This is a genomic window from Vibrio ouci (assembly GCF_004551525.1).
Classification (GTDB): domain Bacteria; phylum Pseudomonadota; class Gammaproteobacteria; order Enterobacterales; family Vibrionaceae; genus Vibrio; species Vibrio ouci.
Genome location: NZ_SATR01000002.1, coordinates 158,820 through 178,077, shown reverse-complemented (window position 1 = coordinate 178,077; position 19,258 = coordinate 158,820). Strand labels below are relative to the sequence as shown.

Below are 19,258 nucleotides of genomic sequence, written 5' to 3'. Positions count from 1 at the left end.
GATGAGCTAAAAACGCCACTTTATCCTAAGTTAATTAACGATAACTTAAGACAAAGTGGCGTTTTCGTTTAGAATGTACCGATTAATCAGTAAGAAGATGTAGAAGAAAATCAATGCGCCTAGGTTTATCTGCCCTTTTGTTAGCATTATCTCCATGTTTACTTTCGCCTTTAGCAATGGCGGAAGAAGCACCCATGTCGATCACTGCTATCGATGACCAATTGTTCTCTAAGCACGATGAGCTACGTAACGCTCAAAAGGCATTAAAAGAACAACAAAGCGTCGTTGACGAAAAATCTGACCAGCTTAACGCTCTAGAAAGAGAGACTCGAACTCTAGATAAGACGTTCTCAAAAGCTAAATCCTACCTTGAAGATACCTACAACAAACTTGAGACTGACCCAAGTGCAGATATCATTCAAGCACAAAAAAGCTATCAGGAAGCGTGGTCTGGTGTAAAACAAAATCAGAAAGCTCGTCTTGCAGCAGAGCAGTCGTATACAGAATCCCAAGCCAACTATGATGCTCAACAGCGAGAAGTTGACGCTATCACTAAGGCAATCGCTGATTTACAAAATGACAAAACCCATGCTCGTGTGGAACAGCTTAGAGAAGAACTCAAACAGCCACAGCAGCTTTCAATCAGCTTTACTAACCGTTGTAACTCTTCGCTAACCCTCGCTCAGTGTGATAAACAAACTCAAGCGCTAGCGCTGCAAAAAGCGGTTAAGCAATATCGTAGCGAATTGGTAAACCGAGTTTCAGAGCCACGTGTAGTTGAACGTAATATTCACGATGCCTCTCTGAATATTCATATCGTCAAACACACCACAACAAGCAGCGGTTTCTATGACGGCGAACGTTACCGCACACTCATGGACGTCGAACTCGAAGCTCGCCCAAGTGCAAAAACGGCCTGTGAGCTACTTGGTGTCGATACTCAACACTGTTTTGAGCCTGGCATTTTCGATACTGAGCCTCAATTCGAACAAGAAATCGCATGGGTAACTCTGGCAATTCGTTCAAATGTCTACGGTGATAGTGTCACTATTGACGGCGTTAGCTACGGCAGCACACCCGTTGAAGTGATGCTTCCTATTGGGATTCATAACGTAATGGTACAAAAAGAAGGCTACAAAACCTTCAACAAGCCCGTTACAGTCAAAACAGACTCGTCATTACGCGCTAACCTAGTTGAGAAATCAAACCCTCTCAATGCTGGAGATAAGTTTGCCGACGGCATGAAAGCCCTAGGCAAAGGCCCGCAGTTAGTCGCGATATTAAATGGCACTTACTACATTGGTGAGAATGCATCGAATCAAGTTCACCTTGATCATGCTTTCGGCTTTGGCGTTACACCGGTTACGGTGAGTCAGTTTGCAAGCTTCGTTGAACAAACGGATTACCAAACCGATGCTGAACTGAAAAACACCTGTACCGCGTTAATCAAAGGTGAAGTAACTCCTGTTGAGAATAGTCACTGGCGTGATCCTGGCTTTAAGCAGTACCCGAACTCCCCTGTCGTTTGTGTGAGCCAGAATGACGCTAAGGCCTACACCAACTGGTTACGCAAGCAAACAGGCGCACCTTACCGTCTACCAACTGAAGACGAATGGGAAATTGCTGTACGTGCGGGAAGCCTAACTAAATATTGGTGGGGTAATGATTTCGCACCAGGCGAAGCGAACACGGGCTGGAGTGGAACACCTTGGTCGAATACGAGCACTTCACCTGTCAGCGCCTTTAAACCTAATCAGCTCGGTATTTATGATGGCGTAGGTAACGTTTGGCAATGGACGAGCAATCCACAAGGCATTGCTAAAGGCGGTGCATGGAACTTCTCGCCAGATATGGCAGCGGCAGATAAACAGCTTTTCCTATCACGCTCTTCTGCAGCTAACTACTTAGGCTTTAGAGTGGTTAGAGACATTCAATAAGGGCGCGTGAAGGAACTTGTTTCCATCACTACCCTTGCAAAAACAAAAACGCCGCTGAATTCAGCGGCGTTTTTTTATGGAGCTAAACGGTCAATGTGCCATTCATCTTGCTCTCTAGAAAATAAGAAGCGGTCATGCAGACGGTGTTCACCACCTTGCCAAAACTCAATGCTTTCAGGTCGGATACGATAGCCACCCCAAAAACTTGGTACTGGAATCTCACCTTTTTCAAATTTCTGCTTAAGCTCTAAAAACTTCCCTTCCAGAACGCCTCTTGCAGAGATTCGGCTACTTTGCTTACTGGCAATTGCCGCAAGTTGGCTGGCCTTCGGGCGAGAAGAAAAATACTTCATATTTTCTACAGCAGATAACTTCTCTGCGATACCGGTAATATGGACTTGTCGCTCAAGAGGATGCCAAGGGAAATGCAGGCTTACTTTCGCGTTCCCTTCAATCTGCTGCGCTTTACGGCTGCCTAAATTGGTATAAAAGACAAAGCCCTGCTTATCGACATCTTTTAGTAAAACGATACGCTGATATGGTTGACCCGTAGCATCTACTGTCGCAACAGTCATTGCCGTCGGGTCTGTCATCTTCGCTTCAATCGCCTGTTTTAACCACAAGTCAAACTGCGCAATTGGGTCAGCCAATAAATCCTTTCTTCGCAAGCCACTTTTCGTGTACTCACGACGAATATCTTCAAGCTCCATCTTATATTTCTCCTCGGCGAAATTTTTTTGAAGATTGTGCGCTCTTAATCAAAAGAACTCAAGTTCAGTTACAGATTTGCTAGCCATTTAATAACTGACAGGGATAAAAATATGAGGATATATCATCTAACCCTGCTATTCTTACAGCAAATCCTTAACATTTTGTTAGATGAGTAATAAAATCAATAAAATAAAGCCAATTTTCGAGGAACACCCATGAGCAAAAGCAGTTATGACAAACTAACTCCCAACGAGTTGGAATATGTCGATGACAAAACTGCCGCATTACTACTCAATACCCCTAATAGTGCTCGAATTATGCTATGGGTAATGGTGTTATTTTTCATCCTCGCTGGCGTATGGGCGTCATGGGCTGAAATCGACAAGGTAACCGTCGGACAAGGAAAGGTCGTTCCCTCTTCTCAAATCCAGGTCGTACAGAACCTAGAGGGCGGTTTAGTCAAAGAAATACTCGTGCGTGAAGGCCAGAGCGTCACCAAAGGTCAGCAATTACTTCTGATCGATGATACGCGTTTCCGCTCTGACTATCGTGAGCGCGAGCAGCAAGTGGCTAACCTTACTGCAAGCGTTTTGCAGTTATCCGCTTCCCTTACCAGTGTAGAAATCAATGAAGACTTTGATACAAGCAACTGGCAGAACAACGTTAAGCTTAACTTTAACAAGCTGGCTTTTCCTCCTGTACTTGATGAACAGCAACCAAACCTGGTTGCGCGACAACGGGCGGAATACCGCCAAGATTTGAACAAACTACGTAACCAAATTTCGCTGATTGACCAACAAGTTAAACAGAAGCAGCAAGATCTCGTTGAGATCAAAGCTCGCGTGCGTAACTTAAGAGATGGCTATAACTTCGCGAGAAAAGAGCTAGAGATCACTCGCCCTCTTGCTGAAGAGGGAATCGTACCTAGAATCGAACTGCTTAAATTGCAGCGACAGGTCAACGATACCCGCCGTGAGCTCACATCCAGTGAGCTAAAAAGGCCGGTACTAGAATCGGCAATACGCGAAGCCATGCTTAGCCGTATCGATACCGCGCAAAAATTCCGTTCTGAGCAGCAAGAAAAACTCAACCAAGCGCAAGACAAACTATCCTCTCTGACAGAGTCAACCGTAGGATTAGAAGACCGAGTTAACCGTACCATTGTGACATCTCCTGTCACGGGTACTGTTAAGACACTTAACGTCAATACGGTTGGTGGTGTTATTCAACCAGGGATGGATATTGTTGAAATCGTCCCAAGTGAAGACACTCTGTTAGTCGAGGCTAAGATCGCCCCACAAGACATTGCATTCCTGCGCCCAGACTTACACACCGTCGTCAAATTCAGTGCCTATGACTTCACTAAATACGGTGGCCTAGAAGGCACACTTGAGCACATCAGCGCGGATACAACGACGGATGAAGAAGGAAACAGCTTTTACTTAGTCCGTATACGAACAAAAGAAACCAGTTTAGACAAAGACAATTCATTACCCATTATTCCGGGTATGACAGCATCTGTGGATATCATTACAGGTAAACGTACTATCTTAGAGTACCTACTTAAACCAATCCTCAGTGCTCAAAACAATGCATTAAAGGAATAGCGTTCATGACCATGTCACAACGATTTGTAGCCAAGGAACAGCTCGCGTGAGACGGAGCCACTGGCTAACGCCGGTAATAGCACTTTCACTGCTGTTACTTTCATCTACTGCGTCATTCGCCCTCAACACTCAAGAGCAGCGATGGGTAGACGCAGTAAAACGAACGTATGGCGATCGTGCGGGCAAACGCGTGCAAACTTGGCGAAATGAAATGTCTCAGTACAAATCACTTTCCGAGCGAGACAAGCTAACCAAAGTGAACAATTTCTTTAACCAACTTTACTTTGTTAACGACATCAAGCTGTGGGGAAAGAACGACTACTGGGCAACTCCTCTCGAGTTTTTAGGCAGTAATGCTGGTGACTGTGAAGATTTCACCATTGCCAAATACTTTTCCCTACTTGAACTCGGTGTCTCAGATCGAAAACTTCGTCTGGTCTATGTTAAAGCCATCGAACTCAATCAGTTTCACATGGTACTGGCTTACTACTCAAAACCGAGTGCAGAGCCGATACTATTAGATAACATTAATCCTCAGATTAAGAAGGCATCAGCTCGACGAGATTTATTACCGATATACAGTTTTAACGGTAAAAACCTCTGGCTGATGAAGTCTAAAAAAGGACAACTGGCAGGGAAGTCATCAAGATTAAGTCTATGGAATGACCTCCGTGCCCGCGAGAAATCGCTTAAGTTAAACAAACCAAAAATTAATTATGATGAGTAGGCAATATGACTCTATATAAACAACTTGTCGCGGGAATGATTGCGGTTATTTTGATGCTATTGATCTCAGTGTTTATCATTGAGTTCAATACCACTAGAAGCAACCTCATTCAACAGCAACGCTCTGAAGTGAACAACACCATTAACACCGTTGGTTTAGCGCTTGCGCCTTACCTTGAAAATAAGGACCAAGTCGCCGTTGAGTCGGTAATCAACGCGCTGTTTGATGGTAGTAGCTACTCGATTGTTCGTTTAATTTTCCTAGATACTGGGGACGAAATTTTGCGCTCCTACCCTATCAAGCCTAATAACGTACCGAAGTGGTTTACTCGGCTAAATTTATTCGAAAAAATCCACGATCGACGCGTTGTAACTAGTGGATGGATGCAACTTGCCGAAGTTGAAATCGTCAGTCACCCTGGGGATGCCTACACCCAGTTATGGCTTGCATTTGAACGTCTCGTCATTGCGTTTTGTTTAATCATGCTGATTGGTTTGTTTTCTATCTCATTCATTCTTAAACGTGCTCTGCGTCCACTACAGCTCATTGTTGATAAGATGGAACAAGTGGCTCGTAACCAATTTGGCGATCCGTTACCTCGCCCGGCAACTCAAGACCTTATCTACGTGGTTGATGGCATCAACAGTATGTCAGCTCAGTTAGAAAAGTCCTTCAAAGCCCAAGCTAAAGAAGCCCAGCAATTACGTGAGCGCGCCTACATCGACCCTGTATCTCAACTTGGTAACCGCGCTTACTACATGAGCCAACTAAACTCGTGGATTGGTGAAGGTGGTATTGGTGGCGTTGCGATTCTCGAAGCTAGCTTTATCCGAGAGCTGTATGATGATAAAGGCTACGAGGCTGGTGACGGCATGGTTCGCGAATTAGCTGATCACCTGAAAGTGTCGCTGACTTCTCCGAATGTAACGTTAGCGCGTATTTCTACTGAAGAGTTTGGCTTTATTCTGCCTAACATGGAAGATTCAGAGCTTAAGCTAGTTGCAGAAAGCATCGTCACCTATGTACAAGATATCAATGCCGATCCAACTGGCATGGCGACATCAAACTTGGCGCTTGGTGTGGTTTACAGTAAAGCCTCAACCAACTCTACCTCATTGCTAACCATGTTGGATAATGCGCTAGCCACAGCAAAATCTAACCCTGAAATGACATACGGCTACGTGACAGGCGAAAGCAGCGATAGTCTAATGGGCAAACAGCAATGGAAAAACTTGGTGGAAGAGGCAATCAGTAATGACTGGTTCAGTTTCCGTTTCCAATCAGCGAATAATAGCTGGGGTCAGCCATACCACCGCGAAGTGTTCTCTGCGATTGAAAAAGATGGTGAGCGCTACAGTGCAAACCAATACCTGTTCGCTCTAGAGCAACTCAATGCCAGCCACCTATTTGATGAGTACGTTATTGGATCAATCGTTAAACGCTTAGAATCAGGTGAGTTTAACGAGCCAATTGCGATTAACATTGCTCAAAGCAGTATTTCTCAACCAAGCTTTATTCGTTGGGTGACGCAACTACTTAATAAACACAGTTCTGTGGCCTCGTTACTCCATTTCGAGATCCCAGAAAACTGCTTTATTAACTCGCCTCACCACACGGCTCTGTTCTGTAATGCAGTAAGAAATGCAGGTGCAGATTTTGGTGTCGATAACTATGGTCGCAACTTCCAGTCTCTTGACTACATCAACGAGTTCCGCCCTGCTTATGTTAAGTTAGACTACTTGTACACTCACCATCTTGATGATGAGAAACAGAAATTCACGTTAACGTCTATTTCTCGTACTGCGCATAACTTAGGGATTAAAACTATTGCATCTCGTGTTGAAACTCAAACTCAGCTTGATTTCTTGTCTGAGCATTTCATTGACGTCTTCCAAGGCTTCATCGTAGATAAATAACAACTATATAGGTATAGCATGCAGGACCCGCTATTAAACTCTCTTATCTACGTTAGTCGATACTATGGTTTAGCGAATTCACCAGAAGCGCTTATTAATGGCTTGCCACTCTCAGATGGCAAGCTAACCCCGTTTCTATTTCCGCGCGCGGCAGAACGCGCCGGCTTGGTGGCAAAAGAAAATCGCTCATCATTACTAGAGATCTCTCAGTTAGTACTACCCGTTGTTCTTATCCTGAAAAACGGTGAAGCATGTGTACTAAACAGCATCAACGAAGAGAAGACCGAAGCAGAGATCGTCACTGGAGAGTCTGGACTTGTTCCGATTTCACTCAGTATTGAAGAGTTAAACCAACTCTATATCGGACGCTACTTTCTCGTAAAAAAACAATTTCGTTATGATGAGCGCTCACCAGAAGTGCTCAAAACTCGTGAGGGTCACTGGTTTTGGGGCACTATTTGGCAATCAAAACGCATTTATCGTGATGTGCTCATCGCTTCGATTCTTATCAACTTGTTCGCCGTCGCAGCGCCGATGTTTACGCGCTTGGTTTACGATAAGGTTGTACCAAACTTAGCGTTTGAGACTCTCTGGGTACTCGCCAGTGGTATCTTCGTGATCTTCTTGTTTGACCTAACACTCAAGCTGATGCGCAGTTACTTTATTGATGTCGCAGGTAAAAAGTCCGATATCCTAATATCATCCAAACTCTTTAGTAAGGTACTAGGCATTCGAATGGAGGCTAGACCTGCATCGGTTGGTGCTTTCGCTCGCCACCTTCAGGAATTTGAGTCGATTCGTGAATTCTTCACCTCTGCAACGATTGGCTCATTGATTGACCTTCCGTTTGCGATTCTGTTCCTCGTCCTGATCTGGTTGATGGCCGGTAACCTAGTGATCGTGCCAATCGTAGGTGTAGTGATTCTGATCATCTACTCACTGCTAATACAAGGGCCATTACGTCATACCATTGAAGAGGGCTCTCGCCTTGCTTCACAAAAGTACGCTAACTTAATCGAAAGCCTTTCTGGGCTAGAAACCGTTAAGTTGTTTGGTGCTCAAAGCCAGTTCCAATTCCGCTGGGAAGAAGCAGTAGCGCACATGGCAAACTGGAATATCAAGAGCCGCCGCATCACCGACGGTATTCAAAATACTGCAGGCTTTGTTCAACAAGCATCAAATGTGGGCATGATTATTCTTGGCGTATATTTGATTTCAGAAGGTGACCTCACCATGGGAGGGCTCATCGCGGCTACCATGCTTAGCGGCCGTGCTATCGGCCCAATGGTCCAACTTTCATTGCTTTCGACACGATACAATCAAGCCAAGTCATCGATGACTATTATTGAGCAAGTGATGCAAATGCCTGATGAGCAAGAAGAAGGCAAACGCTATATTCACCGACCAATTATTCACGGCAAAATTGAGTTAGAGAAGGTGACTTTCCACTACCCTGACTCGCCAATTGCATCTGTTCGCGATTTAAGCATTACGATTAACCCTGGAGAAAAAGTCGCTATCATTGGTCGTATTGGTTCGGGTAAAACCACACTTGAACGCCTGATTATGGGTCTTTATAAGCCAACAGAAGGCCATGTTAGGATCGACGATACTGACATCGACCAACTCCATCATATCGATATTCGCCGTAACATTGGCTGTGTACCGCAAGACAGCCAACTGTTCTATGGCAGCATCCGTGACAACATCACTCTCGGGCGTCCACTAACGGATGACCGCGACGTACTTGATGCCGCAAACCGTGCTGGTGTGACAGTATTTACCCAGCAAGATCCTGCAGGCTTAGAGCGCCAAGTCGGTGAAGGCGGTATGTTGCTTTCTGGTGGTCAACGTCAAGCAGTAACCATTGCTCGTGCTCTTTTAGGCCGCCCACCTGTCCTGTTAATGGATGAGCCGACGAGTGCGATGGATAACCGTTCAGAAATGCACATTAAACAGCAACTGGCTCAACTAAAGCAGAGCGAAACTTTGATTCTAATTACCCACAAAACATCAATGCTGGATGTGGTAGACAGAGTCATCGTTATGGAGAAAGGTTGCGTTATTGCAGATGGCCCTAAAGCCGATGTTCTCAACAACCTTAAACAAGGTAAAGTGAGAGCGGTAAACTAATCTGCGATTTCCTACTTCAAAAAATAAAGCCATTCGAGTTACCTCGAATGGCTTTTTCTATTTAGTTAGGAATATAAGGTTATTAGTTAGTCGCGCAGTTCGCTACGCCAACTTCTTTCCAAACGCCCCATTCACCTGATTGCGCTGGATCATCACCTTGTGTCCACCACTTCGCTTCCCAAACTTTTCCAGCCCAAGAAACTTGTGCACCACCGTTATACACCGAACCTGATTGCCACAAGTTGTCACACAGCTCACCGCCAGTAGATGTCTTCGCGACAACCACCGTAGTCGATGCAGAAGATTCAGCTTGTCCATCACTTACAGTTACAGTGAAGGCTAGCGAAGTATCTTGAGTATATTCAGCAGCAACAAAACTTACTGTTGCACCATCAACCGTAGCAGTAAGACCTGCAGGAAGGTTCCATGTGTAAGTTAGGACATCGTTATCAGCATCAGTTGAAGCAGAAGCATCAACAACAACCACATCACCTGCATTTACGTTAGCTGGTGCAGTCACTGAAGCAACTGGCGCTTCATTTACTGGTGGTAGGTCTTTAGGGTTAACCGTAACAACCACAGTGTCAGTTGATGTCGCGCCTTCGTTGTCAGTTACAGTCAGCTTAAAGCTTAGCGTTTCAACTTGAGCGACTTCTGCTACATCAAAGCTTGCCACAGCGCTGCTTGCTGAACTTAGTGTTACTGGAGTTCCAGAAACTTGCGCCCATTGATAGCTTGCAATTGTGCCATCAGCGTCACTTGAAGCACTACCATCAAGGCTAACGCTCGCCGGACCAACAACTGTCACATCAGCACCCGCATTCGCTACTGGATCACGGTTTAGTGGTGGACCACCAGCTAGACCTTCATGCATCGAATTTAGGATGTCACCGTTATCAGCATCAATTTCCCATGAGAATAGACCCGCTAAACCTAGGTTACGTACATACGCGCCCTTTGCTTTCACTGAGCGGTCATCATCAAACGTAATTAGCTGACCTGTAGTCGGGTTCCATACCCAAGGAGCCTCAGCTTGCGCGTCATAGCCGTATTGGAAACCATTGATACCTTGGCTGTTGTCACCCAACATGAATGACTTAATGCCTTTGTAATCAATAACACCGTCCTCCCACACACCTTGTGCAGTAGAACCTTTCAGCTTACCGTTACCAACACCAGTCATAGGATCAGCTGGATCTGATAGTGTTTCTGGCATCACGCCTTCCCAACCACGGCCATACATGGCAGCACCAAGAACAAGCTTACTTGCAGGAACACCTTGTGCTAGCAGTAATTGGATACCGTTGTCAGATGTGTAGGCAGGTCCTTTGTACGCTTCACCATTTTCATCTACACCAGTACCGTCACACTGACCTGGACGCATAAAGCTGCCACAGTACAACGCTGTTTGGTGACCCACTACATTGTTCCAACCACCATAAAAATCGTATGTCATGGCAAAGATGTAATCCATGTACTGAACTGCATCAGCGTAATCAACATCTTCGATCTTATCGTGACCAACGCCAATTGCAGACGTTAGCTCATAAGTACGACCTGTTGACGCTTCTAAGTCATCAAGCATCGCTCTTAACTCTTGCATCAGCGCAATGTACGCAGGGCCATCGTTTACCGGATCACCTAGATTAGCCGCCGCGCCGCCGCCACCAGGGAATTCCCAGTCAACATCCACACCATCGTAGAACTTCCACGTCGTTAGGAATCGCTTAACTGACGCAACAAAAGTATCTCGGTTCGCTTTGGTAGTGAAATCAAAGAAGGGGTCAGAAAGTGTCCAGCCACCAATTGAAGGGATAATTTTTAGGTCAGGGTTACGCTGCTTAAGTGCCATAAGCATCGCGTAGTTACCTTTGATTGGAGAGCTATATTCATGCCCAGCTTGAGGGAAGCTCTTCTGGTAAGCAGCCCACGGGTCATGGATAACAACTTCGTAATCTGGCACGCCCTGACAGGCTGTCATCAATGCGTTGTAGCTATTGCCACCAACAGACTTAACCGATTCGTTAGGACCACAGATTGGAATGAAGCCATATAGAATATGAGTTAGGTTGTCGGCTGGTAGGTTGTCTACCGTGTACTCACGGCCATAGATACCCCACTCAACGAAATATGTACCTACAACGGTATTAGGATCTGTGTTGTAAGATTTGTTGTTCGGGTCGATGTTCATCGTCAGTGGTTTTAAATGTGACCCGTCAGTATCCGCTACTGTCACTTCAACCGGAGCACTGGTGCTACAACCCGTCGCATCACACGCTTCGATGGTCATTTGGTACAGACCACCTTTGCCATACTTGAATGTCGCATCCGTTTGACTACCACTGATTGGGCCGGTTGCCACTTGTGTACCATCAAAGTAGATTTTGTAAGTGTCGCCTGTCGTACCACTCCATTGGTTGAACTTGATGGTGATATCAGCTTCTTCGTGATACTTAACCATTTGGTTGTAACCAGAGGTTGTTTCCATGGCGAGTTCAATCTTAGAAAACTGCAGATTGTTCGATCCATATACATCAACACTCGGTGCTGTCGGAGCGGCTATCGCTGCGCTTGATACTGCAAGTGCAATACTGGCAGCGCATAAATTCATACGATTCATACCTATTTCTCTCATTCCTTGAATGTTTGCCCTAACGTTGGGGCTAAGTCTGCTTTCGACGCGCGAAAACATCCCTTTCAGTATTTAAGAGACTTTTTTTTAGATGAAAAAAATAAAAACTAATTACGAGGCAAGGTCAAAAAACAGTTGGAGGTTATCAAAATGTTACATTGCAACTTGAATGTTGAGTCAAAATTTATAAATCCTGACATTGGTAGAATAATTTAGATAAATCTGTCACTTAGGCAGATGGTCTGGCTATTTGGAATGGAGTTAACAAAATAGAACACTGTTACAACCGCCGCCGTAACAGTGTTGCTAGCGGCACTACTTAGATTTGAAACGAGCGGTAAAGTGGCGCAGAACGGGAGGCTCATAGTCAAAAGTTAAGCCTTTTAGTGCATGAGCACGTTGTTTAAGCGCAATAATCGCATCAGCAATATAGTCCATATGATCATTGGTATAAACGCGGCGCGGAATGGTTAAGCGCATCAATTCAAGCTCTGATTCCTTTTGCTCTCCTGTTTCAGGATCACGACCTAACAGTAGTGAACCAATTTCTACTGCTCTAATGCCCGCTTCAAGGTAGAGCGCGTTACATAGCACTTGCCCCGGAAACTCTTGAGCAGGAATATGAGGCAGAACTTTCGCTGCATCGACAAAAACGGCGTGACCACCGGTTGGGTACTGGATTGGAACCCCTCCCTCTCGCAAGCGTTCACCCAAATACGCCACTTGGCTAATTCGATAATGAAGGTAGTCTTCATCAGCCCCCTCATAGAGACCACGGGCCAAGGCCTCCATATCGCGGCCCGCCATACCGCCATAGGTGACAAAGCCTTCCATTGGTACGCATCGAATACGTACCGCTTGAAACAGCTCCTCGTGATCGCGAATACAACATAGCCCACCGATATTAACCAATGGATCTTTCTTCGCGGACATAGTTAGCATGTCACCATATTGGTACATTTCGCGGATGATCTCCAAAATGGATTTATTTTGATACCCCGCTTCGCGCTGCTTGATAAAGTAAGCATTCTCACAATAACGAGCGGAATCAATCACGACCGGAATATCGTTTTTACTCGCGATTTCATACGCAGCGCGCATATTGGCCATTGAGACAGGCTGGCCTCCTGAGCTGTTACAAGTGACAGTAGTGATAATCGCGCAGATGTTTTCTGCCCCATACTTGGCAATCGTAGATTCTAGCAGCTCTAAGTCAAAGTTACCCTTCCAGTCATAAGGCGTTGTCGTATCAAAAGCATGCTTATCTACGACGTTAATTGCCTTACCGCCATTGAGTTCAATATGACCAGCCGTTGTATCGAAATGATAATTGGAGATAAATATTGGATCTTTACCACCCCGGACTGTTTGCATACGTTCGATAAGCGCAGGGAAAAGGATCTGTTCCGCGCCTCGGCCTTGGTGAGCCGGCACAGTTAACTTATAGCCAAAGAAATGTTCCACTGCCGCGCACAAATTGTAGTAGTTGCGACTCCCTGCGTAGGACTCATCGCCCATCATCAAGCCCGCCCACTGATTATCGCTCATGGCCCCCGTGCCTGAGTCAGTAAGAAGGTCAATGTAGACATCATCACTGCGCAGTAAAAATGGGTTCAGCCCTGCTTGATTGAGTGCTTCCACTCGGTCGTCCCAAGTTGTCATTTTAATCGGTTCAACCATTTTGATTCGAAAGGGTTCTGGAATACGTTTCATCACTCATCTCCTTATTGATTGACTCCCTTTAACTTTAGTTGATCACTGCTTCGAATTAGGCGAAACCTTGCTAAATCCACTAAATCACCTTCGTGAACAATAAGAGCAGTTATGAAAAATTGATGAATTTTTCCAACTTCTTACATTTGAATATTGCAAAGACTCCTCAAGCTAGGCACTCTCTCTGGGTTAAGTGCCTGTTTATTAGGAAACTCAAAATGAGAATTAAAACAACACTACTTGCTATGGCTGCGCTAGGCTTTAGTGGCTTTACGACTGCTGCTGTTACTATTGAAATCCCTGACACTGTTGAAGTGTTAGTTGCCAACGATGCACAACCAGAACTTTCTGGCGGCTTTTTCTCTGCGACAAAGACGCTTACCTTACCAGATGGTAAAAACCAAATTCTGTTCACCTACAACCCTTACTTTGATCAGGGTAAAGATCGCATCATCCTAGAGAGCGACCCAATCATCGGCACGTTTACCGCGACAAACAGCGAGTTGGAATTTGAACTTCCTACCTACCGTAATGAGCACGATGGTTCGAAGAAGATTCGTAACTTAGAGTGGAATCTGAAGGATAAAAGCGGCCAATCCATCTCCGTTAAACAGGACAAGTTAGTCAAAGATGGAATGCAAATTGGACGTAATCACCAAATTGAGCTTGCAGAATACAACCGCAAAGGTGGTATTGCTGCCGTTTCAACAGCAGCGGTTGTTCCTGTGACCTTACCTGCTACTCTGCCAGCAGATGGCAAAGCAGCAAACACGACAGCTGAAGAAATGCTGCATTTTTGGTATGACAAAGCGGACGCTGAGACACAAGCGAAGTTCAAAGCTTATATCAACAGTAAGTAATGACTATAAAGGGCCAGCGTATTCGCTACGCTGGCTCTGCTAAGTACTCGCAGCCAGTTGAGATTCGATAGCAAACTTCTCGATTGGCCGAGATACAGTCAAATACCTGCCTATCTAACTTTCCATCGTCGACTAATTCTTCAAGAATACGTAAGGTCTTCTCAAGAGATAGCCCTGCTCGATACGGCCTCGACTGAGTTAATGCTTGGAACACGTCAGTCACCGCAACCAAACGACTCGGACCGTCAAGCTGCTTTGCCGTCAAGCCTAATGGATAACCCGAACCATCAAGACGCTCATGATGATTTGCAGCCCAGTCAATCACTAAAGAATCTTTAAACATGTTCTCTAACGCATGACGAGAATCCGTGGCATGACGCTTAATACAGCAATACTCGTCGTCGGTTAACTGATCAGGCTTGTGTAGAATGCTACTTGGTGTCTTTAGTTTGCCAATATCGTGAATAAGTCCAGCGAGATAGAGCATCCGACAAGTTTGAGGAGAATAACCAAGCTTACCCGCTAAATACTCTGCCAAACGCGCCACGTGATTCGAGTGCTGATAAGTAAATGAGCTTTTTGCATCAACGATTTGAGCAAACAACTCGGCGACACAAATCGATTCCTCCAGCCCAGTTTGCGATCGATTAGCGAACGCATGAACAAATTGAGACGATAAATTTTCTATGTGCCGTAGCTCCATAGAAAACCAAAAATCATCACAAGTCAGGAGCTCATTCATCGATTCAACGATGGACGGATTGAATATAGTGCCAGCATTCGCAGACAACTCAGCAGCAATATATCTTTTGCTTTCTGAAGTCACATTGCCATACGAATCATAAGGACGAGAGCACTGTAGGTAATCAACTCGATCGGCTAAAAAGATCAGCGCTGAGAGTTGCTTATCATCATCGCTAATATCTGGAATCTCTGAAAGCTGCCGCCAATCAGTATGATGATAAAGAATAGGGATAGCGAAATGATTTAAAGGTTCACACGCCTGAAGCAGTTCATAGCCTTTAATGCAGTGGCGCTGAGTCTCTTGTGGGATAAATGAGGTGAGTAAAACATCGAGCTCACTATTTTCTGATACGCCGCAATCGTGGATTAAACCTAATGCAAACGCTTTATGCGCTTTCTCTTCGCTCCACCCCATTCGCATAGCACAGCTATAGGCTATGTAAGCGACTCGATGGCCATGATAGATTTCATCGTAACCGACGGCATCCAGAGCATAAGCGATTTCAAACAGCACGCGATGCATATCGACACATACATCTTCCTTGGGAAATTCCATACTCACGTTTTTGTTGTTATATAAATAATTATTATGCATTTAAGGGTATACGAAAGAGGCCTCCATAGACCATAAATTATTAATGGTTATTAACAGAATTGTGACTTATGCAGCGTGAGACATTTTTTTCGTGCCAGAAATAAAGCATTTATACAACAATACGTTATGGCCATCACTGTTAGAGTTTGTTACGTTTAGTGTTTAAAACTGTAGGGGAAGCCATATGTTCACTGAAAAAATAGACGACGAACTTTCGCTCGCGTTAGTCCAAGAATCATTCGCTCATCAATATGCTTCACTGGTGTGCGATCAAGTTGACTATTTGTCGCAATGGCTCGCTTGGCCTACCCACTGTCAAAATGAACAAGACTTCCGTCACTTTATTCAGCGCGTACTACACGAATACGCCGAAGGAAAGTCAATGACCTGCGCAATCGTCTATCGTGGAGAGATTGTCGGAAACTGCAGCTTTAATACCATTAACTACGATACACTCAGTGCCGAAGTCGGCTATTGGCTCTCTCAACGTCACCAAGGTAAAGGTATCGTTACCCGTATCGTCAATCACTTAATCAATAAAGCCTTTAATGAGCTCGATATGGTGAAGGTGCAACTCTCAGCCGCCGTAGATAACCAACCGAGCCGCCGTGTGGCTGAGCGAGTAGGCATGACGTTAGAAGGCATACTGACCAACCAAGAAAAAATTGGCGAACGAATTCTCGACCATGCCATCTATGGCATCAAGAAAAGCCCTACAAGTGACGCGTTCTAGTTGATGACCAGCACAGTTTTTATTCCCTAACCCCTTGCTTCCCATAGCGTTATGCTAGCATTGCGCCGGATACAATCATGGAACGAATAACATGCCTTCTGTAGCTAAACTGCTTTTACTCGTTATCGCGCTCGGTGGCGGCTTTTTTGCCAGTGATATCCTGCACTGGTTCAGTACCAAAAACGCCAAGATTTCTCTCGATGAATATTGTCTGATTACCACGAAATCTTGCACGCAAGATCATAAGACAGTGCAGGCGGACAAAGACACAAGTCAACCACTGGTTCCTACCGTCGTTGAAGTCGACTGGCCTGAAAGTTCGAGTGAGCAATTGTTGATTTCCTTGCAAGGTTACGAAATGGAGATGGGTAAAGTTGTCTTCAAGCTCGATAAAAACGCCAATGGTAAATTCTCTGGACAGGTCATTCTTCCTGTATGCACAACTGAAGCCATGACTTGGTACGGCACAATCACTGATGGTGCAGAGACACTTAAAACATCGATAAGGATGGAAAGATGAGTAAAAACTGGACTCTTATCTTAATCGCAGCCTTTGTTCTAGGGTTCGGACTGAAAAGCTACCTAGACCTTCAAGACGAAACCACTTCGACGACCGAAGACTCTTCCGTGACTCTTTTTGGTGAAAATAACCAGGCTGTATCGCTGTTTGATCCTAGTGACGAACGTATTCGCGTTGTTTACTTCGGCTTTACTCGCTGCCCCGATGTTTGTCCAACCTCTTTAGCGATGCTAGCAGGCGCACTCAACCAAGTCGATCAACCGACCAAAGATAAGTTTCGCCCTATTTTCATTTCGCTCGATCCTGAGCGTGATGCCGCTGCGGACTCCTATAAATATGCGCAGTACTTTCACCCTATGATCGAAGGCTTGTCTGCACCGCTGGATGTTACAACTCCGCTGGCGCACAAATACGGAGTTATCTTTCGCAAAACCGAATTAGAAAACTCGGAACTAAAATACACGCTCGACCATAGTTCGTATTTCTACTTCCTAAAACCAGATGGCACGTTAATCACTAAAGTGCCACATACTTTGACTCCAGCCCCATTGGTTGAAGCCTTTAAAACTATTACTTCCAAAGGTTAGTTACAATGAAACTTAAAGCCCTAATTTTAGCCACGCTAGCATTAAGCCCACTTGCACAAGCGAAGATGGATATCATGACGCACCATGCCTATGCCCGTGCTACCCCACCTAATGCAGCAACGAGCGCTGTTTTTGCTGAGATCATGAACCGCAGTGAAAATGCTCGTTACATCGTGTCTGCATCAACAGATGCCGCTGGCAAAGTCGAGCTGCATGATGTGCTTAAAGAAGGCGATGTGATGAAAATGCGCCAAGTTGAACGTATCGAAATCCCAGCAAAAGGTAGCGTCGAGCTCAAACCTGGTAGCCTGCACATCATGCTATTTGACCTGAAAAAGCCACTGGTTGAAGGCGAAGAAATCGATGTACAAATCACTTTTGCTAATGGTCAGAAGCAGACCTTTACCGCACCAATCAAGAAAGTGATGAGCGGAATGAAGCATCATCACTAAACAATACAAGGAGGTGGGCAAACGCTCACCTCTTTTGCTATTATTGCTACGCAAACTAATTCCAATAGCTTAGGAGAATATGATGATTGTATTAAAAACCCACCCGGCATACATGGTGAAGCAACGTTAGAGCTAACGATTACTTATCGCTTTCCTAACCTTCCTTCCTATTTGCCCGATGTAACTAGACCGGGGTCAAAAGACCCTAAAAGAATTTCTGCAGGTTAACTGCAAACTTGGGGCAACCATGAATACAAATACAGAAATGCCTATGTCATTAGCGACACTTGGCTGGAATAACCTATTCCAACAACAACTCACATTAGACGACCTAGAAAACGATCATACGATCGCGAGAGTAACTGAACATCACCGAAGCATTTATAAGCTTATGAGTGAGCAAGGTGAAATTCAGCTTGATATTCACAAGTCTTTACCCTCGATGACCGTTGGCGACTGGCTAATTCTCGACTCCAATCAACGCTTTGGCCGTCTACTTGAAAGGCAATCACTCTTTCATCGCAAAGCCGCTGGCAGCAAAGTTCACGAGCAACTGATTGCCGCTAATGTGACGACGTTATTTATCGTTTGTTCGTTGAATGATGACTTTAACCTAAGTCGAATTGAGCGCTACCTTGCTATCGCACATGAAGCAGAAGTAGAGCCCGTTATCGTCTTAACTAAAGCGGACTTAACCGACAATGAAAGTGAACTTCGCGCTCAAGTTCAGGCACTTGACCCATTGCTAATGGTAGAAAGTCTAAACGCATTGGACCAAAACGAGTGTCAAAGACTCGCAGCATGGTGTAGCGCCGGTAAAACAGTCGCCTTTATGGGCTCATCCGGCGTCGGTAAATCAACCTTAGTCAATAGCTTGTTAGATCAAGATGCTCAAATGACTGGCGGCATACGTGAAGATGACAGCAAAGGTAGACATACTACGACAAGTCGCTCACTGCACTTCTTGCCTAGTGGTGGTGTACTGATTGACACTCCTGGAATGAGAGAGTTACAGCTCATTGATTGTACGGATGGTGTGGCAGAAACCTTCTCCGATGTTGAAGCATTTGCTGCACAATGCCGTTTTTCGGACTGCCAACATCAAGATGAGCCGAAGTGCCGTGTACGTGAAGCGATCGAATCGGGCGAACTCGAAGAACGCCGCCTGACCAACTACCTTAAGCTGCAACGTGAACAGCAGCGCAACACAGCGACACTTGCCGAGCAACGAGCCTCTTATAAACAACTGACTAAGTTTTACAAAAGAGTGCAAGAAGAAAGCCGTTCTCATAAGAAGGGCAAAGAATATTAATCATATTCTGCATCATTAAAAAGGGGCGTTATGCCCCTTTTTATTTACATCAAGAACAACCACCAGAAAACATAATTAC

General features: G+C 45.1%; 15 protein-coding genes. 11 read left to right on the top strand and 4 right to left on the bottom strand.

The features are described 5' to 3' along the window. Positions 1 to 113 precede the first annotated feature (113 nt). On the top strand, positions 114 to 1,937 hold the full coding sequence (locus ELS82_RS02430; RefSeq protein ID WP_134834070.1) for an SUMF1/EgtB/PvdO family nonheme iron enzyme: 1,824 nt from the start codon (positions 114 to 116) through the stop codon (positions 1,935 to 1,937). A gap of 74 nt (positions 1,938 to 2,011) precedes the next feature. On the opposite strand, the gene pdxH is transcribed toward ELS82_RS02430, so the two are convergent. Continuing rightward, positions 2,012 to 2,647, bottom strand: a complete 636-nt coding sequence (pdxH, locus tag ELS82_RS02425) for a pyridoxamine 5'-phosphate oxidase (protein ID WP_134834069.1) — start codon at positions 2,645 to 2,647, stop codon at positions 2,012 to 2,014. A 216-nt stretch (positions 2,648 to 2,863) separates the two neighbouring features. Between pdxH and ELS82_RS02420 the strand changes: the two genes are divergently transcribed. The 4 genes from ELS82_RS02420 to ELS82_RS02405 are packed head-to-tail and all read left to right on the top strand — an operon-like array spanning position 2,864 to position 9,031. Beyond that, the gene (locus ELS82_RS02420) at positions 2,864 to 4,255 is read left to right on the top strand and encodes an HlyD family type I secretion periplasmic adaptor subunit (protein WP_134834068.1); all 1,392 of its coding nucleotides are present in this window, start codon (positions 2,864 to 2,866) and stop codon (positions 4,253 to 4,255) included. A 46-nt stretch (positions 4,256 to 4,301) separates the two neighbouring features. Then, positions 4,302 to 4,982 carry a transglutaminase-like cysteine peptidase gene (locus ELS82_RS02415; protein ID WP_134834067.1) on the top strand — a complete coding sequence of 227 codons (681 nt, stop codon included), beginning with the start codon at positions 4,302 to 4,304 and terminating at the stop codon, positions 4,980 to 4,982. Positions 4,983 to 4,987: 5 nt separating this feature from the next. Beyond that, positions 4,988 to 6,898, top strand: coding sequence for a bifunctional diguanylate cyclase/phosphodiesterase (locus ELS82_RS02410; protein ID WP_134834066.1), 1,911 nt, complete (start codon positions 4,988 to 4,990; stop codon positions 6,896 to 6,898). An 18-nt stretch (positions 6,899 to 6,916) separates the two neighbouring features. Continuing rightward, the gene (locus tag ELS82_RS02405; protein WP_134834065.1) at positions 6,917 to 9,031 is read left to right on the top strand and encodes a type I secretion system permease/ATPase; all 2,115 of its coding nucleotides are present in this window, start codon (positions 6,917 to 6,919) and stop codon (positions 9,029 to 9,031) included. A gap of 82 nt (positions 9,032 to 9,113) precedes the next feature. Here ELS82_RS02405 and ELS82_RS02400 read toward each other — a convergent pair whose 3' ends face one another. Continuing rightward, positions 9,114 to 11,651 (bottom strand): glycosyl hydrolase family 18 protein, encoded by a 2,538-nt coding sequence (locus ELS82_RS02400; RefSeq protein WP_134834064.1) that lies wholly within the window; start codon positions 11,649 to 11,651, stop codon positions 9,114 to 9,116. A gap of 327 nt (positions 11,652 to 11,978) precedes the next feature. Beyond that, positions 11,979 to 13,376: a tryptophanase gene (locus ELS82_RS02395; RefSeq protein ID WP_134834063.1), complete on the bottom strand. Its 1,398-nt coding sequence runs from the start codon at positions 13,374 to 13,376 to the stop codon at positions 11,979 to 11,981. Between the two features lie 218 nt (positions 13,377 to 13,594). Between ELS82_RS02395 and ELS82_RS02390 the strand changes: the two genes are divergently transcribed. Next, positions 13,595 to 14,236: a DUF2057 family protein gene (locus ELS82_RS02390; protein ID WP_134834062.1), complete on the top strand. Its 642-nt coding sequence runs from the start codon at positions 13,595 to 13,597 to the stop codon at positions 14,234 to 14,236. A gap of 25 nt (positions 14,237 to 14,261) precedes the next feature. Here ELS82_RS02390 and ELS82_RS02385 read toward each other — a convergent pair whose 3' ends face one another. Next, positions 14,262 to 15,536, bottom strand: coding sequence for an HD-GYP domain-containing protein (locus ELS82_RS02385; RefSeq protein WP_134834061.1), 1,275 nt, complete (start codon positions 15,534 to 15,536; stop codon positions 14,262 to 14,264). Between the two features lie 223 nt (positions 15,537 to 15,759). Between ELS82_RS02385 and ELS82_RS02380 the strand changes: the two genes are divergently transcribed. From ELS82_RS02380 to rsgA, 5 genes are all read left to right on the top strand, one after another. After that, a complete protein-coding gene (locus ELS82_RS02380) occupies positions 15,760 to 16,308 on the top strand; it encodes a GNAT family N-acetyltransferase (protein ID WP_134834060.1) in 549 nt (182 codons plus the stop codon). A gap of 91 nt (positions 16,309 to 16,399) precedes the next feature. Then, positions 16,400 to 16,828, top strand: coding sequence for a hypothetical protein (locus ELS82_RS02375; RefSeq protein WP_134834059.1), 429 nt, complete (start codon positions 16,400 to 16,402; stop codon positions 16,826 to 16,828). Beyond that, on the top strand, positions 16,825 to 17,415 hold the full coding sequence (locus tag ELS82_RS02370; protein WP_134834058.1) for an SCO family protein: 591 nt from the start codon (positions 16,825 to 16,827) through the stop codon (positions 17,413 to 17,415). Before ELS82_RS02375 ends, ELS82_RS02370 begins: the two co-directional genes overlap by 4 nt. Positions 17,416 to 17,420: 5 nt before the next feature. Beyond that, positions 17,421 to 17,867 (top strand): copper chaperone PCu(A)C, encoded by a 447-nt coding sequence (locus ELS82_RS02365; RefSeq protein WP_134834057.1) that lies wholly within the window; start codon positions 17,421 to 17,423, stop codon positions 17,865 to 17,867. Positions 17,868 to 18,114: 247 nt separating this feature from the next. Beyond that, positions 18,115 to 19,179 (top strand): ribosome small subunit-dependent GTPase A, encoded by a 1,065-nt coding sequence (rsgA, locus tag ELS82_RS02360; RefSeq protein ID WP_134834056.1) that lies wholly within the window; start codon positions 18,115 to 18,117, stop codon positions 19,177 to 19,179. The last annotated feature ends 79 nt before the right edge of the window (positions 19,180 to 19,258 follow it).